Annotated in this window: 15 protein-coding genes; 1 reads left to right on the top strand and 14 read right to left on the bottom strand. The window is 59.0% G+C overall.

What is annotated here, in order from left to right; genetic code table 11:
- Positions 1–3: 3 nt before the first annotated feature.
- The 7 genes from sucC to sdhC form a co-directional block, all read right to left on the bottom strand.
- The gene (sucC, locus tag DCS96_RS02705) at positions 4–1,170 is read right to left on the bottom strand and encodes an ADP-forming succinate--CoA ligase subunit beta (protein WP_116472814.1); all 1,167 of its coding nucleotides are present in this window, start codon (positions 1,168–1,170) and stop codon (positions 4–6) included.
- An 80-nt stretch (positions 1,171–1,250) separates the two neighbouring features.
- Complete coding sequence (gene odhB / locus DCS96_RS02700; protein WP_116472813.1) at positions 1,251–2,456, bottom strand: 2-oxoglutarate dehydrogenase complex dihydrolipoyllysine-residue succinyltransferase; 1,206 nt, start codon at positions 2,454–2,456, stop codon at positions 1,251–1,253.
- Between the two features lie 19 nt (positions 2,457–2,475).
- On the bottom strand, positions 2,476–5,286 hold the full coding sequence (gene sucA, locus DCS96_RS02695) for a 2-oxoglutarate dehydrogenase E1 component (RefSeq protein ID WP_116472812.1): 2,811 nt from the start codon (positions 5,284–5,286) through the stop codon (positions 2,476–2,478).
- A 92-nt stretch (positions 5,287–5,378) separates the two neighbouring features.
- On the bottom strand, positions 5,379–6,095 hold the full coding sequence (locus DCS96_RS02690; RefSeq protein WP_116474502.1) for a succinate dehydrogenase iron-sulfur subunit: 717 nt from the start codon (positions 6,093–6,095) through the stop codon (positions 5,379–5,381).
- Positions 6,096–6,107: 12 nt separating this feature from the next.
- Complete coding sequence (sdhA, locus tag DCS96_RS02685) at positions 6,108–7,874, bottom strand: succinate dehydrogenase flavoprotein subunit (protein WP_116472811.1); 1,767 nt, start codon at positions 7,872–7,874, stop codon at positions 6,108–6,110.
- Between the two features lies 1 nt (position 7,875).
- A complete protein-coding gene (gene sdhD / locus DCS96_RS02680) occupies positions 7,876–8,220 on the bottom strand; it encodes a succinate dehydrogenase, hydrophobic membrane anchor protein (RefSeq protein ID WP_116472810.1) in 345 nt (114 codons plus the stop codon).
- Positions 8,214–8,612 (bottom strand): succinate dehydrogenase cytochrome b556 subunit, encoded by a 399-nt coding sequence (gene sdhC, locus DCS96_RS02675; RefSeq protein WP_116472809.1) that lies wholly within the window; start codon positions 8,610–8,612, stop codon positions 8,214–8,216. The genes sdhD and sdhC overlap by 7 nt, the downstream gene beginning before the upstream one ends.
- Before the next feature lie 397 nt (positions 8,613–9,009).
- Between sdhC and DCS96_RS02670 the strand changes: the two genes are divergently transcribed.
- Positions 9,010–10,296 carry a citrate synthase gene (locus DCS96_RS02670; protein ID WP_116472808.1) on the top strand — a complete coding sequence of 429 codons (1,287 nt, stop codon included), beginning with the start codon at positions 9,010–9,012 and terminating at the stop codon, positions 10,294–10,296.
- A 52-nt stretch (positions 10,297–10,348) separates the two neighbouring features.
- Here the strand turns inward: DCS96_RS02670 and DCS96_RS02665 are convergent, their stop codons facing one another.
- The 7 genes from DCS96_RS02665 to msbA form a co-directional block, all read right to left on the bottom strand.
- On the bottom strand, positions 10,349–10,888 hold the full coding sequence (locus tag DCS96_RS02665; protein WP_157953561.1) for an Hsp20/alpha crystallin family protein: 540 nt from the start codon (positions 10,886–10,888) through the stop codon (positions 10,349–10,351).
- A gap of 101 nt (positions 10,889–10,989) precedes the next feature.
- The gene (locus tag DCS96_RS02660; RefSeq protein ID WP_116472806.1) at positions 10,990–11,946 is read right to left on the bottom strand and encodes an ADP-ribosylglycohydrolase family protein; all 957 of its coding nucleotides are present in this window, start codon (positions 11,944–11,946) and stop codon (positions 10,990–10,992) included.
- 82 nt (positions 11,947–12,028) lie between these two features.
- Positions 12,029–13,048 (bottom strand): class 1 fructose-bisphosphatase, encoded by a 1,020-nt coding sequence (fbp, locus tag DCS96_RS02655; protein WP_116472805.1) that lies wholly within the window; start codon positions 13,046–13,048, stop codon positions 12,029–12,031.
- A gap of 101 nt (positions 13,049–13,149) precedes the next feature.
- Complete coding sequence (kdsB, locus tag DCS96_RS02650; protein WP_116472804.1) at positions 13,150–13,899, bottom strand: 3-deoxy-manno-octulosonate cytidylyltransferase; 750 nt, start codon at positions 13,897–13,899, stop codon at positions 13,150–13,152.
- Positions 13,896–14,084, bottom strand: a complete 189-nt coding sequence (locus DCS96_RS02645; RefSeq protein WP_116472803.1) for a Trm112 family protein — start codon at positions 14,082–14,084, stop codon at positions 13,896–13,898. The genes kdsB and DCS96_RS02645 overlap by 4 nt, the downstream gene beginning before the upstream one ends.
- Positions 14,074–15,039: a tetraacyldisaccharide 4'-kinase gene (gene lpxK, locus DCS96_RS02640; RefSeq protein WP_116472802.1), complete on the bottom strand. Its 966-nt coding sequence runs from the start codon at positions 15,037–15,039 to the stop codon at positions 14,074–14,076. The genes DCS96_RS02645 and lpxK overlap by 11 nt, the downstream gene beginning before the upstream one ends.
- On the bottom strand, positions 15,039–16,790 hold the full coding sequence (msbA, locus tag DCS96_RS02635; RefSeq protein ID WP_116472801.1) for a lipid A ABC transporter ATP-binding protein/permease MsbA: 1,752 nt from the start codon (positions 16,788–16,790) through the stop codon (positions 15,039–15,041). The genes lpxK and msbA overlap by 1 nt, the downstream gene beginning before the upstream one ends.
- Positions 16,791–16,812 lie beyond the last annotated feature (22 nt).

The raw sequence follows: 16,812 nt of genomic DNA, 5'->3' as shown, positions 1-16,812 counted from the left end.
TTGTTATTTCCCCTGTGCGGCATTAACGACCTGGACGGCAGCGTCGGTCAGGCTGGTCGCGGCGATGATGTTCAGGCCGGACTCGGCCAGTTTCTGGGTTCCGGCTTCGGCATTGTTGCCTTCCAGACGAACCACAACAGGTACTTTAACGCCCACTTCCTTCACCGCACCGATAATGCCTTCGGCGATCATGTCACAGCGTACGATACCGCCGAAGATGTTCACCAGAACAGCCTGGACATTGCTGTCGGACAGGATGATCTTGAAGGCTTCGGTTACCCGCTCCTTGGTGGCGCCGCCGCCCACATCCAGGAAGTTGGCCGGCTTGCCGCCGTGCAGGTTGACGATGTCCATGGTACCCATGGCCAGGCCCGCGCCGTTAACCATGCAACCGATGTTGCCGTCCAGGGCGACGTAGTTCAGTTCCCATTTGGCAGCGTGGGCTTCACGGGCATCGTCCTGGGACGGATCGTGCATTTCACGCAGCTTGGGCTGACGATACATGGCGTTGGAGTCGATGTTGATCTTGCCGTCCAGGCAGTGCAGGTTGCCGGCAGTGGTGATCACCAGGGGGTTGATTTCCAGCAGGGCAAAATCGTAGTCCAGGAACATCTGGCCCAGGCCCAGGAAGATTTTGGTGAACTGCTTGATCTGGTCGCCTTTCAGGCCCAGTTTGAACGCCAGTTCACGGCCTTGGTAGGCTTGAGGGCCAACCAGGGGATCGATGGCAGCCTTGTGGATCAGCTCGGGAGTCTCTTCCGCTACCTTCTCGATTTCTACACCGCCTTCGGTGGATGCCATGAACACCACGCGACGGGTGCCACGGTCAACAACCGCACCCAGGTACAGCTCTTTGTCGATATCGGTGCAGGATTCAACCAGGATCTTGGCAACCGGCTGGCCGTTGGCGTCGGTCTGGTAGGTCACCAGATTCTTGCCCAGCCAGTTTTCGGCGAATTCACGGATTTCTTCCTTGGTCTTGGCCAGCTTGACGCCGCCCGCCTTGCCACGGCCACCGGCGTGAACCTGGCACTTGACTACCCACATGTTGCCGCCAATCTTGCTGGCTGCTTCTACCGCTTCCTGGGGATTATCACATGCGTAGCCTTCTGATACGGGCAGTCCGTATTCGGCAAACAGTTGTTTTGCCTGATATTCATGCAAATTCATGTTGCGTATTCCGTTGTTGTGTTGGGTTCAGGACATAAAAGTGGGTCGGGCTGCAGGCCCGACCTCATTGTTATTATCGGTTATACGTCCAGCAGCAGGCGGGTCGGATCTTCCAGCAGTTCTTTGATGGAGACCAGGTAACCCACTGACTCACGGCCATCGATCAGACGATGATCGTAAGACAGAGCCAGGTACATCATCGGCAGGATTTCCACCTTGCCGTTCACCGCCATCGGCCGGTCCTGGATCTTGTGCATACCCAGGATGGCGCTTTGCGGCGGGTTGATGATAGGAGTAGACATCAGGGAGCCGAATACACCACCGTTGGTAATGGTGAAGTTACCGCCGGTCATGTCGTCCACGGTCAGTTTGCCGTCACGACCCTTGATGGCCAGCTCTTTGATGCTCTTTTCGATATCGGCCAGGCTCAGGCGATCGCAGTCGCGCAGTACCGGCGTTACCAGGCCACGGGGGGTGGACACGGCAATGCTGACATCGAAGTAGTTGTGATAGACGATATCGTCGCCGTCAATGGAGGCGTTCACTTCCGGATAACGCTTGAGCGACTCGACCACCGCCTTCACATAGAAAGACATAAAGCCCAGACGGATACCATGACGCTTCTCAAACACCTCTTGATACTGCTTGCGCAGGCTCATGATGGGGCCCATGTTGACTTCGTTGAAGGTCGTCAGCATGGCGGTGGTGTTCTTGGCTTCCAGCAGACGCTCGGCCACCCGCTTGCGCAGACGGGTCATGGGTACCCGCTTCTCGGTACGCTCACCCAGAGGCACGACCGGAGCCTTGGCGTCGGCAGCCGGAGCTGCGGCTGGCTTGTTGCCGCCCTTGATAAAGGCTTCCACGTCTTCCTTGGTGATCCGGCCACCCTTGCCGGAGCCGGCCAGCTTGGCCACATCGATATTGTGCTCGGCCACCAGGCGGCGTACTGCCGGGCTCAGGGCATCGCCGTCGGCATCAGCTTTCGCATCGGCCTTGGCTTCGCCGTCTGCGGCAGCCGGCTTGTCCTTGGTTTCCTCACCGGCAACGGCGCCTTGCTTGAGTTTGCCGATCAGCTGACGGCCCAGCACGGTTGCGCCGGCATCTTCGATGATGGCTTCCAGGATACCGGCTTCAGGCGCAGGTACTTCCAGTACGACTTTGTCGGTTTCGATGTCGACGATTACTTCGTCGCGCTCAACCCGGTCACCCGGCTGCTTGTGCCAGGTAGCAATGGTGGCATCGGCGACAGATTCTGGAAGGTCGGGAACCTTGATTTCGATGGTCATCAATATGTCCTATGTGCGGTTATGCTTGAGTCAACGTCAGTGCGTCTTCGACCAACGCTTTTTGTTGTTGTAAGTGAACAGAGGTGTAACCCACGGCCGGTGATGCCGAAGCGGCACGTCCGGAATAACGCAGGTTGGCCCCAGCCGGGATCGCAGCCCAGAAATGATGCTGGCTGCAGTACCAAGCTCCCTGGTTTTGCGGCTCTTCCTGACACCAGACAAAGTCTTGCACATGCTGGTAGTCGGCCAGAATGGCGGCGACCTCTTCCTGCGGGAAGGGATACAGCTGCTCAATCCGGATAATCGCCACGTCCGTTTGTTCGTTCTTGCGGCGCGCTTCCAGCAGATCGTAATACACCTTGCCGGAACACAGCACCACGCGCTTGACACCTTTGGGATCCAGGTCATCGATCTCGCCGATGGCATTCTGGAAGCTGCCGCTGGCCAGGGTTTCCAGCTCGGAAACAGCCAGCGGATGACGCAGCAGCGACTTGGGCGTCATGACCACCAGCGGACGGCGCATCGGTCGCAATACCTGACGGCGCAGCATATGGAATACCTGAGCCGGGGTAGTGGGCACGCACACCTGCATGTTGTGTTCCGCACACAGCTGCAGATAACGCTCCAGACGGGCGCTGGAGTGCTCGGGTCCCTGGCCTTCATAGCCATGAGGCAGCAGCAGGGTCAGGCCGCACATCCGGCCCCATTTCTGCTCGCCGGAGCTCAGGAACTGATCGATCACCACCTGGGCACCGTTGGCAAAGTCACCGAACTGGGCTTCCCACACGGTCAGGCCTTCCGGTTCGGCAGTGGCATAGCCGTATTCGAAGGCCATCACCGCCTCTTCGCTCAGCACCGAGTCATAAACCTGGAACTGACCCTGTTGCTCGGACAGGTGGCACAGCGGGGTATAGGTGCTGGCATCGTTCTGGTTGTGCAGTACCGCATGACGGTGGAAGAAGGTACCACGGCCGGAGTCCTGGCCGGTGAGGCGGACCTCATAGCCGTTGTCGCACAGGGTGGCGTAGGCCAGTACTTCGGCAAAACCCCAATCCGCCAGCTTCTCGCCCTTGGCCATCAGCTTACGGTCGGCATAGATCTTGCCCACCTGGCGCTGCAGGCTATGGCTCTCGGGGTAATCGGTCACCCGCTCGGCCAGGTTCTTCAGCTTGTCCAGCTCATAGCTGGAGTCATAGGGCATGTCCCACTCGTGGCCCAGGTAGGGCGACCAGTCAACGGAGTGTTTCTCCATCGGCCGCCATTCCTTGACCACACATTCACCGTGATCCAGGGCATCCCGGTATTCGTTGATCAGGGAGGTCACATCCTCGCTCGAAACCGTGCCCTCGGCGATCAGCTTGTCCGCATAAATCTTGCGCGGCGTCGGGTGCTTCTTGATCTTCTGGTACATCAGCGGCTGGGTCGCACTCGGCTCGTCGGCCTCGTTGTGACCATGGCGGCGGTAGCAGACCAGATCGATGACCACGTCACGACCGAACTCGTTGCGGAAATCCAGGGCCAGTTGGGTCACCTGTACCACGGCTTCGGGATCGTCGGCATTCACATGGAAAATCGGCGCCTGTACCATCTTGGCGATATCGGTACAGTATTCGGTAGAGCGGGTATCGCGCGGGTTGGAGGTAGTAAAGCCCACCTGGTTGTTGATCACGATACGCACTGTGCCACCCACCCCGTAACCGCGGGTCAGCGACATGTTAAAGGTTTCGGCAACCACACCCTGGCCGGCGAAGGCCGAGTCACCGTGAATGGTAATCGGCAGTACCTGGCGGCCGTCCGGGTTGTCGAGCCGGTCCATGCGCGCACGCACCGAGCCGATAACCACAGGGTTGACGATTTCCAGGTGCGAAGGGTTGAACGCCAGCGCCAGGTGTACTGTGCCGCCCGAGGTTTCAAAGTCGGAGCTGAAACCCATATGGTATTTCACGTCACCCGAGCTTTGTACTTCGTACTTGCCGGCAAAGGCATCAAACAGATCCTGGGGCCGCTTGCCCAGCACGTTGACCAGCATGTTCAGACGGCCACGGTGGGCCATACCGATCACAACTTCCCGGCCACCCTTCTCGCCGAAGCGACGGATCAGCTCCTTGGTCATGGGGATCAGCGCATCGCCGCCTTCCAGGGAGAAGCGCTTGGCACCGGGGAACTTGGCCCCCAGATATTTTTCCATGCCTTCGGCGGCGGACAGGTTATCCAGAAACCGCTGTTTATCTTCGGCTGTGTATTTGGGCTCACCCACCACAGGCTCAAGCTGGCTCTGGATCCAGCGTTTTTCCCGGGTGCTGGTAATGTGCATGTACTCGGCACCGACGGAGCCGCAGTAGGTCTTTTTCAGCGCCGCAACCAGATCCTTCAGCTTCATGGTTTCCTGGCCGATGGCATAGGAACCCACATTGAAGGTAGCATCCAGATCGGCGCCGGTCAGGTTGTGAAAGGCCGGGTCCAGCTCGGCAACGGTGTCACGCTTCCACAACCCGAGGGGATCAAGGTTTGCATTCTGATGGCCACGAAAACGGTAGGCGTTGATCAGCTGCAGGACTTTCACTTGTTTGGCATCAGTGTGGGGATCACTGACCGGGGTAGCATAGCGGGAGGTGTCTTTGGCCAGACGGCGGAAATAATCTCTTACTTGCGAGTGGGGTTGCTCCGGAGATCCATCGCTCGCCGGCAAAGCGTCGAACACGCTGCGCCACTGATCGGAAATGGAGTCAGGATCAGCAAGGTAGGCCTCGTACAGGTCTTCTACATAGGTCGCATTGGCACCGGCCAGGTGAGAGGATTCCAGCCAGGCTTGCATTACGCCATTTTGCATCATTATCCCTTTAACTTCTCGACAGTAAAACTGTCATTCTGGGCGTCGAGTCAAGGCCGCCCATGGGCGGCCTGGTTTACAGCTTGGGCAGATTAAACGGCCCGTTTCAGCAGCATGGATTTGATATGACCAATGGCCTTGGTGGGGTTCAGGCCTTTGGGACATACGTTCACGCAGTTCATGATGCCATGACAACGGAATACGCTGAAGGCGTCATCCAGTTCGGACAGACGCTCGTCGGCGGCGGTGTCGCGGCTGTCAATTAACCAGCGGTAGGCGGCCAGCAAACCGGCCGGGCCGATAAACTTGTCCGGATTCCACCAGAAGGAAGGACAGGACGTGGAGCAGCAAGCGCACAGGATGCACTCGTACAGACCATCCAGCTTGGCGCGCTCATCCGGTGACTGCAGATGCTCCCGCGCCGGCGGCAGCTTGTCATCGGCGATCAGGAAGGGCTTGACCTTTTCCCACTGGGTGTAGAACTGGGTCATATCGACCACCAGGTCACGCACCACCGGCAGGCCGGGCAGCGGACGAATTACCACCTTGTTGTCTTTCTTGAGCAGATCAGACAGGGGGGTAATACAGGCCAGGCCATTCTTGCCGTTCATGTTGAGGCCGTCGGAGCCACACACGCCTTCACGGCAGGAACGACGGAAAGCCAGGGTCGGATCCTGCTCTTTGAGGGCCAGCAGGGCATCCAGCACCATCATGTCGGAGCCTTCGGACACGTCCAGCCGGTAGTCCTTCATATGAGGAGCGGAGTCGGTTTCCGGATTGTAGCGGTAAACAGAAATAGTAACTTGCATCATCCCCTCCCCTTAGTAGGTCCGTGCTTTCGGCGGGAAAGCTTCACGGGTTTTCGGTGACATGTTCACGGCACGCTTGGCCATGGACTCGCTTTCCGGATTGTACAGTGAATGGCACAACCAGTTGTCGTCGTCCCGCTCCGGATAGTCGAAGCGGGAATGGGCGCCACGGCTCTCGGTACGGAAGTTCGCGGCCACGGCGGTGGCGTAAGCGGTTTCCATCAGGTTGTCCAGCTCCAGGCACTCGATGCGCTGGGTGTTGAAGTCGCGGCTGGTGTCATCCAGGCGGGCGGTTTTCAGGCGCTCGCGGATTTCCTTCAGCTCGGCCAGACCTTCGGCCATGGCATCGCCTTCACGGAATACCGAGAAGTTGTTCTGCATGCAGCGCTGCAGGTCCTTGCGGATCTGAACCGGATCTTCACCGTTGCGGGTGCTTTCCCAACGGTTATAGCGGGCCAGGGAGGCATCCAGGTCGGACTCGGATGCACTACGGCTCTCGCCCATTTCATTCAGGGCCGAGGTCAGGTGCTTGCCCACGGCGCGGCCGAATACCACCAGATCCAGCAGCGAGTTGCCACCCAGGCGGTTGGCGCCGTGCACGGAAACGCAGGCGATTTCGCCGACCGCGAACAGGCCGTTGACCGGTACTTCGTTGCCGTTGGCATCCAGCTTCAGGGCCTGGCCATTCACGTTGGTCGGCACGCCACCCATCATGTAGTGACAGGTCGGGATAACCGGGATGGGTTCCTTGACCGGATCCACGTGGGCAAAGGTCCGCGACAGTTCGCAGATGCCCGGCAGGCGGGATTCCAGCACTTCCTGACCCAGGTGATCCAGCTTCAGCTTGATATGTGGTCCCCAGGGACCTTCGCAGCCGCGACCTTCACGGATCTCGATCATCATGGAACGGGCCACCACGTCACGACCGGCAAGGTCCTTGGCGTTGGGCGCGTAACGCTCCATGAAGCGCTCGCCGTCCTTGTTCAGCAGATAGCCGCCTTCGCCACGACAACCTTCGGTCACCAACACGCCGGCGCCGGCGATACCGGTGGGATGGAACTGCCACATTTCCATGTCCTGCACCGGAACCCCGGCACGCAGGGCCATACCGACACCGTCACCGGTATTGATATGGGCATTGGTGGTGGACTGATAGATACGACCGGCACCACCGGTGGCCAGAACCACGGCCTTGGACTTGAAGTAGACGACCTCACCGGTTTCGATATCGATGGCGGTACAACCGACTACGTCGCCGTCCTGGTTTTTCACCAGATCCAGGGCATACCATTCGGAGAACACTGTGGTCTGGTGTTTGACGTTCTGCTGGTAGAGGGTGTGCAGCAGGGCGTGACCGGTACGGTCCGAGGCAGCGGCGGTACGTGCCGCCTGCTCGCCACCGAAGGCCTTGGACTGACCACCGAAGGGACGCTGATAGATGCGACCGTTGTCGAAACGGGAAAAGGGCAGACCCATTTTCTCCAGCTCGAGGATGGCTTCGGGTCCGGTTTCGCACATAAACTCGATGGCGTCCTGGTCACCGATGTAATCGGAGCCCTTGACGGTGTCGTACATGTGCCACTGCCAGTCGTCATCGTGGGCATTGCCCAGCGCGACCGTGATCCCGCCCTGGGCGGATACAGTATGTGAACGAGTCGGGAAAACCTTGGACAACAGCGCACAGCTCTTGCCGGATTCCGCTATTTGTAAGGCGGCGCGCATACCTGCACCGCCGGCGCCAATTACTACGGCGTCGAATTCGCGAATTGCAATAGTCACCTTATACACCCCACAGTACGACGATGCCGGTCAGCAGATAGACCAACAACAAAACCACCACCAGGAACTGGGCTACACCACGCCACAAGGCGGGCTTGATGTAGTCGGACAGTACCTGCCAGGCACCGATCCAGCCGTGCATCAGCACGCTGAACAACGCCAGGAGGGTGAATACCTTGGTCGAGGTTTTGGCGAAAAAGCCGGTCCAGACATCATAGGTAATGTCGTTGAAGGCGATAAAGCCAACCAGATAAATGGTATATAAGGTAAGAATTACAGCAGTAGCGCGGATCAACATAAAGTCGTGCACGCCGCTGCGTCCGAAGGTTGCAGAATTAGTTACCATACCAACACCCCCGCCAACAGTGACAGAAAGATGGTCACACCGAACGCTATCTTGGCACTCTGTGCACCAGACTCCAGCTCCTCACAGTAGCCCAGATCCATAATGAGATGGCGTACGCCGCCCACTATGTGATAGGCCAATGCAGTCAGCACACCCCAGAGGATAAATCCGACGAAGAAACCGTCGAGAATATCCACGACCGCCAGGAACCCTTGCTCGGAAGAGAGCGAGTAACTGAGCAGCCAGATAAGGATGGCGAGCGCAAATAGCGTGATGACACCGGCAACCCGGTGGAGGATAGATGCGATTGCTGTGACAGGTTGGCGAATAGTCCGTAGGTCGAGGTTTACAGGTCTCTGTTTTTTAGTCACGGTCTTGCCCACTAGCTCCATGGAGCACGTTAGTTATTGTTTTAACAGTTTTGCCCGGGTATATGGAAATGTGGTGTGACACGAAAAGCATAATCAGGCACCGCGACCGGTCGGTCACTGCACCTTCATTATCTGCATCTGAGGCACGGCCACAACTGCATCCTATACCCTCGGGTGCCGAGTATAAGGAGGGGGGGAAATAAATACAACGCAGGCTCGGCAACAATTGCCAAATATGTAAAGCTGATCCCACAACCGGGTTTACGGCTGATGGGCAGGACGACTAAAATTGACATTCCCCCCTTGTTCTGTTTTCAATATGGCCGAACCATGGGACGTGCTGCTGCTTACTTTCCCATAAAAAGTGCATAACAATTCGGACCCGTGGACCTATTATAAAAAAACAAGGAGACGTGTTATGGCTGACCAAAAGGCCACCCTGCATCTGCCCGGCAAGGATCCCATTGAGCTTCCTATTTCATCAGGTACTGTTGGATACGATGTAATCGATATCAGTTCCTTGGGCTCACACGGTTACTTTACCTTCGATCCCGGTTTCATGGCGACAGCCTCCTGCCGCTCCGAAATCACCTATATCGACGGTGACAAGGGCATCCTGCTGCATCGCGGCTATCCCATAGACCAACTGGCTCAAAATGCAGACTACCTGGAAGTCTGTTATATCCTGTTGTACGGCGAGGCCCCTACCGCCAAGCAGTATGACGATTTCCATCGCAATATCATGCGCCACACCATGGTCCATGAGCAGCTCTCTTCTTTCTTCAAGGGCTACCGTCGTGACGCCCACCCGATGGCCATCGTCTGCGGGGTAATCGCCGGCCTGTCAGCCTTCTACCATGAGCCCATGGACATCAATAACCCGGAGCACCGGGAAATTGCCGCCCATCGCCTGGTCGCCAAGCTGCCGACCATCGCTGCCATGGCCTACAAGTATTCCATCGGCCAGCCTTTTGTCTATCCGCGTAACGAGCTGAGCTACGCCGGCAACTTCCTGAACATGATGTTCGCCGTGCCCTGCGAAGAATACAAGGTCAACCCGATTGTTGAACGGGCCATGGACCGTATCTTTACCCTGCATGCGGATCACGAGCAGAACGCGTCTACCAGTACGGTACGCCTGTCCGGCTCCAGTGGCGCCAACCCCTTCGCCTGTATCGCCGCCGGTATTGCCTCCCTGTGGGGTCCGGCCCATGGTGGCGCCAACGAAGCCTGCCTGATGATGCTCGAGGAAATCGGTTCGGTTGACCGTATTCCCGAGTTTATCGAGCGCGCCAAGGACAAGGACGATCCCTTCCGCCTGATGGGTTTCGGCCACCGGGTGTACAAGAACTTCGATCCCCGTGCCACCGTGATGCGCGAAACCTGCCACGAAGTACTGGATGATCTGAAGATCAGCGATCCGCTGCTGGACGTGGCCATGGAGCTGGAGCGCATTGCCCTGTCCGACCCCTACTTCGTTGAGCGCAAGCTGTATCCGAATGTCGACTTCTACTCGGGCATCATCCTGAAAGCCATCGGTATTCCCACCAGCATGTTCACCGTGATCTTCGCCCTGGCCCGTACCGTCGGCTGGATGTCACACTGGAACGAAATGATCTCCGATCCCAAGCAGAAGATCGGCCGTCCGCGTCAGCTTTATACCGGCGCCGCCGAACGCGAGTTCAAGTCCCAGGTTGAGAAATAACGCCATTGACCATGGCATAGCAAAACAAGGCCGGCCAATGCCGGCCTTGTGTTTATTGCTGGATAATATTGATCTGCTTGGAGGCATGCTCCGCATTGGCCTGACGCGGCACCTCTACCTTTAAGACCCCATCTTTGAACTGAGCACTGATATCCTCGGTCCTGGCATCGGCGGGCAGTGTCAGCACCCGCTGGAAATGACCATAACTGCGCTCGATCCGGTGCAGGGTGTCACTTTTTTCTTCATGCTCGTGCTTCTTCTCTCCGCGAATGACCAGCCTGTCTCCTTCCTGGGTCAGGGTAACATCCTCTTTTTTCACACCGGGAATTTCCACACTGATCAGATAGCAACCTTCCCGTTCACTGATGTCGATGCTGGGCTTGAGCTGACTGAAAGCCGGCCAGTCACCCAGTGGCAGATCACTCCCGAACCGGCGCAGGTTGCGCTCGAACAGGCGCTCCATATCCTGTTGCAAACGCGCAAGGGGATGCAGTTCCTGCTCGTTGCCCACCATGGTCAGGGGCTCATCCTGCTCATGCTTGAACCAGTTCCAGGGTGCCAGCCTGGATGATGACAAACGTTTAATTGCCATTTGAAACCTCCTTGAGCGTCTATTTTTTGACCTCATTGATAATATAGGGGCAGCTCAAGGTCTTTAAAAGGGCACAACATTGCTCTGGATCAAGCCGAAGCCTATTTATGCAGCGGAGTCAGCCGGCCCAGCAGCCGGGCAATCCTCTGGTGTTCGTTCAACCGTAACAACCAGCCCACGGGAATGCCTTTTTCGCCAACTCCCCAGTGGGCGGCGGCCAGGGCACCCACCAGCAAGGCCCGGCCACAGCTGTCCCCCCCCAGCAGGATATTGTCGGTAATCGCCCGGGAATAACTGTCGGCACGCCGGATCAGTGCCAGGGATACGGGGATACTCTCATGTAAAGCACAGCCGGTTCCCCATTGTTCGGCCAACTCATCGAGGCCCGGCCGGCCCTCGCACGCCGCCCTCGCCCTCTCCTGCCATGCCCCCGGCAGATCGTCCACCATAACCTGCAGCGCCTGAGCCAGGGGAGCCCCCCGCAACAGCAGGTTCAGGCTGTGAGCCAGGGCTTGGGCAGCCTGCTGAACCTCGGGCAGGCGATGGCTCACGGCGGCGGCATCCCTGACCTTGAGTGCGAGGTCACTCGGTTCCGGATAGCAGGCACAGAGTGCCGGTACCGTGGCCAGGGCCGGCGTCTGCTCATCGTCGCAACCCGACTCAAGCGGCCAGTCTTCGGCCGGCCCCTGCAGGGTCTCGAGCAGGGCCCGGGTCGGCCTGTCGATATACCCCTGATAACGGCCACCGGCACTGAAATGCCGTACAAAGGCCCGTTGATAGGCAGCGCTGTTCCAACCTCCCTCGGCCGCCATCACCTCGGCGGCCAGCAGGGCCGTTTCACCATAGCCGGACTGATCCCCGGAGCTTTTATCGGGATAGCCGAAGTATCCGGCTGCATCCTGATAATCGGCCGCATCGGGGGTGAGAAACACACAGCCGCCTTCCCGTTGCACGACATCTGCAATACGTCCCCTGTCATATAGCCAATGCAGCCCCAGACTCGCCGCATCGGCGACCAACACCCCCAGCAGCGGCAGACAGCTGTCTCTGTTCCACATGGTTATGGCTCCATCCAGTGCACAGGGTAAGCATAAGCCATAAAAAAAGGCGCCGAAGCGCCTTGTTGATCCGGACCCGGGGTTATTCCGTCTCCGGGCTCGAATACTGGCTCATAAACTCACCGGCCTTGTCCACCATGCGGCTGGAACCGACAAAGTAGGGGGTGCGCTGATGCAGCTCGGTCGGTTTGATTTCCATGATACGACGGTAGCCGTCGGTCGCCTGGCCACCGGCCTGCTCCGCCAGAAACGCCAGCGGGTTGCACTCATACAGCAGCCGCAGCTTGCCGTTGGGAGCGCTGGTACCGGAAGGGTAGATATAGATGCCGCCCTTGAGCATATTGCGGTGGAAGTCGGATACCAGGGAGCCGATATAGCGGGAGGTATAGGGCCGCTTGCTTTCCTCGTCCTTTTCCTGGCAAAACTTGATGTACTTTTTCACACCTTCAGGGAACTTGATGTAGTTACCTTCATTGATGGAGTAGATCTGGCCCTGCTCGGGGATACGGATATTCTCGTGGGACAGGCCGAAGGAGCCGAGAGAGGGATCGTAGGTAAAGCCATGCACGCCATTGCCGGTGGTATACACCAGCATGGTGGATGAGCCATACACCACGTAACCGGCGGCGATCTGGTTGACCCCCGGCTGCAGGAAATCTTCCAGGGTTACCGGCTCGCCCGGTTCGCTGATCCGGCGGTAGATGGAGAAGATGGTCCCGATGGACACGTTGACATCGATGTTGGAGGAGCCGTCCAGCGGATCCATCAGCACCACGTATTTGGAGTTGGCGCTGGTGTGGCTGTCGAATACCACGAAATCGTCTTCTTCTTCAGAGGCGATACCGCAGACCTCACCCCGGGCCTCCAGCGCCGCCTTGAAAATATCGTTGGCGAATACATCCAGCTTCTGCTGCACTTCACCCTGGGCATTTTCGCGGCCAAAGCTGCCGCCGATGATGTCCGACACCAGGCCGGCGCGGTTGATTTCCCGGTTCACCACCTTGGCCGCCCGACGGATGGACGACAGCAGCGAGGTCAGCTCTCCCGTGGCATTGGGGTATTCGGACTGCTTTTTAACTATGTACTCACCCAGGGTAATCATATTTATCCTCAGATATTTCCGTTTTCAGGGCCGGTAACGCCCCTCTCGTTATGCGGGGAACTTTACCCCGAGATGTTTTTTTTTGCAGCAAATTATGTCATTCAACCGGCGGCCAGCAGGCGCCGTATGGCATCCAGATCGGCCTGGGTATCCACCCCGGACGGGGGCAGCACCCGCGCCTGGGCCAGGGCTATCTGTTCACCATGCCAGAGCACCCGCAACTGCTCCAGTTTTTCCAGCTGTTCCAGCGGGCTAGTTGGCAAGCTGATATAACGTTGAATAAAACCGGCCCGGTAGGCATAGATGCCGATATGACGCAGACACAAGCTGAGATCCGGCGCGGCCTTCGCCATGCCGTCCCTGTCCCAGGGGATGGGCGCTCGGCTGAAATACAGGGCATGGCCGCCACTGCTTGTCACCACCTTGACCACATTGGGATCCTGCAGCTGTTCGGCCTCCTCGATCGGCGTCGCCAGGGTCGCCATCGGTGCCTGGCTGCCGGCTAGCAGCGCGGCGACCTGATCCACCAGTTCGGGCGGCAGCAGGGGCTCATCGCCCTGCACATTGACCACTATCTCGTCGGCTGGCAGCGCCAGTTTTTCCACCACCTCGGCCAGCCGTTCGGTGCCCGAATCATGATCGGCAGCGGTCATGCAGACCTCGACCTCCAGCCCCGCCAAGGCATCGGCGATTCGCCTATCATCAGTGGCCACCACCACCCGATGGGCGGCGCTCTTTTGCGCCTGCTCCACCACCCACTGGATCATCGGCTTGCCGTGAATATCGGCCAGGGGTTTGCCGGGCAGCCGGGTCGAGCTGAAACGGGCGGGAATTACAACGATAAAGCTCATCCGGGCAGCTCGTCCAGATCCAGTTTACGGGCGCGATTTTCCAGCAGCACAGGGATGTTTTCGGTGATCGGGTAGGCCAGGCGGTCAAACCGGCACACCAGCTCATTGTGCTTCCTGTCCAGCTGCAGCTTGCCCTTGCACACGGGACAAGCGATGATTTCTACCAGTTTGGCATCAATGGCCATGGTGGAGCTCCTTTAAACGGGTTAACAGCAATTGTTCAAACTCGCCCGGTAGATGGGCGTCGACGGGCAGAAACCAGGCATCGTCATGGCCGCCCCGCCACTTTACCGCGTCTTTTTCGGTCATTAACAGGGGCCGGGACTGCACCTCGGCCAGCGCAGCGGGGGTCACTCCCTTATGGTCGGCCAGCGCCAACCGCCGGTCAAGTACAAAGCCCTGCTCGGTGAGGGTAGTAAAAAAGCGGCCCGGATTGCCGATCCCGGCCATGGCATGGACCTGGCTGCCGACGGAGGGGCACGGTCCCTCACCTTCGCCTACGGCGTTAAGCTCCCCCGACGCCAGCGTCATCAGGTATTCTCCCGGTGCCGCGGGACCGCCGTTATTGACCACCGCAGTGACCCCGCCGAGTCGCCAAAGACCTTCGCGCAAGGGCCCCATCGGCAGCAGATAACCATTGCCGAAGCGGCGCTGGCCGTCCACCACCACCAGTTCGATATCCCGCGCCAGGGCGTAATGCTGCAGGCCATCGTCGCTGATGATGATATCTACCCCCAGAGTCACCAGCTGTCGGGCAGCGGCGGCCCGGTCGGGGGCCACCACCACCGGGCAACCGCAGCGGCGATGGATCAGCACCGGCTCGTCGCCGGCCTGTTCAGGCCCGGTATCGCCCGTCAGCCGCAGGGGATACGTCTCGCTCTTGCCGCCATAGCCCCGGCTAATCACCCCGGGGCGAAAGCCCTGTTTGCGCAACCATTCCACCAGCCAGATCACCAGCGGTGTCTTACCGTTGCCGCCGACACTGAGGTTGCCCACTATGACCACCGGCACCGGGGCCCGGTAAACCGGTTTCAGCCCCCATCTGAACAGCCGCCGGCGCACCCCGGCAATCAGTCCGAACAGCAGGCTGAAGGGCAGCAGCAACCACAGCCAGGTCGGCGTGCGGTACCAGGCCTGCATCACTGGTCCCCGAATTGGATGGCCCTGAGCTGGGCATAGACTCCCTGGCTGGCCATCAGGCTGTGATGATCCCCCCGCTCGACGATCCGGCCCTCGTCTATCACCAGGATTTCATCGGCATTCTCAATGGTAGACAGGCGGTGGGCGATCACCAACGAGGTCCTGTCCTTGCGCAGGTTATCCAGCGCCGCCTGGATATGGCGTTCGGACTCGGTATCCAACGCCGAGGTGGCCTCGTCCAGGATCAGCAGGGGGGCATTGCGTAACAGCGCCCGGGCAATGGCGATCCGCTGGCGCTGGCCGCCGGACAGGCTGGCGCCGTTTTCGCCGATCAGGGTGTCGTAGCCCTGTTCCAGCTTGTTGATAAATTCGTCCGCATAGGCGATTTTCGCCACCGCGATGATTTGCTCCCGGCTGTATTCACCCTCGGCGGCATAGGCGATGTTGTTGGCGATGGTGTCGTTGAACAAATGCACGTGCTGGGACACCAGGGCAAACTGTCGGCGCAGATCGCTGAGCCGGTAGTCCCGGATATCGACCCCATCGAGGCGGATTTCACCCTCGTCGATATCGTAGAAACGGGTCAACAGGCTGGCGATAGTGCTCTTGCCGGAACCGGAGCGGCCCACCAGGGCGATGGTCTTGCCCGGCGCCAGGGTAAAGCTCACCCCTTTCAGGGCCGGTGTGTCCTTGGTCGGATAACGGAAGGTCACTTGGTCGAACTCCACCTGCCCTTGTGCCCGGCTCAGAGGCCGACGGCCCTGATCCTGCTCGCCTTCGCTGTCGAGCAGGCCAAACAGGCTCTGGCAGGCGGCGATGCCCCGCTGATAGGAGACATTGACCTGGGTCAGGCTCTTCAGCGGCCGCATCAGCATCATCATGGAGGTCACGATCACGGTAAAAGTGCCCGGGGTCAGGCTGTCCTGGACACCGTCGAAGGTGGACACATAGAGCAGCACGGCGAGCGCGAAGGAAGCGATCACCTGTACCACCGGGGTACCGATGGCATCGGCCGCCACCATCTTCATGTTCTGCTGGCGCACCCGGTTGCTCACCCCCTGGAAACGGCCGGCCTCCACCCGCTGGCCGTTGAACATCAGCACTTCCTTATGGCCCTTGAGCATCTGCTCGGTGCTGCTGGTGATATTGCCCATGGCATCCTGCATGCCCCGGCTGATGCGGCGAAAGCGGCGGCTGATAACGGCGATCAGCACGCCCACCACCGGCCCCACCGCGAAGAAGATCAGCGACAGCTGCCAGGAATGATAAAACATCAGCCCCAGCAGGCCGATCACCGTGGCCCCTTCCCGTACCAGGGTCACCAGGGTCGAACTCGCCGCCGACGACACCTGGGAGGCGTCATAGGTCACCTTCGACAGCAGGGTGCCGGTATTGTGGCGGTCGAAAAACGCCACCGGCATTGCCATCAGCTTACCGAATACCTGTTGCTGCAGCGACATCACCACATGGTTGCCGACCCAGGCCATGCAATAGTTGGACAGAAAGGTGCAAACACCCCTCAGGAAAACGATGCCGATCACAAACAGCGGCATCCACTTCAGCACGGCGGGATCCTGGCCGGTCAGGCCCTCGTCGATCAGCGGCTTGATGGAATAGACGAAGGTGGTGTCGACGGCGGCATAACCGGCCATGCCGATGATGGCGGCCACCAGGCCGAGCTTGCGCTCCTTCACATAGCCCAGCAGGCGTTTCAAAACCGGCCAGGATGAGGAGTGTGCTTGTTCTGACATAAGGTCTCTGCCTAGAAAAATA

The sequence above is a fragment of the Zobellella maritima genome (genome assembly GCF_003075035.1).
GTDB lineage: Bacteria > Pseudomonadota > Gammaproteobacteria > Enterobacterales > Aeromonadaceae > Oceanimonas > Oceanimonas maritima.
The sequence above is the reverse complement of the archived record's forward strand: the minus strand, read 5'-3'. Positions and strand labels throughout refer to the sequence as shown.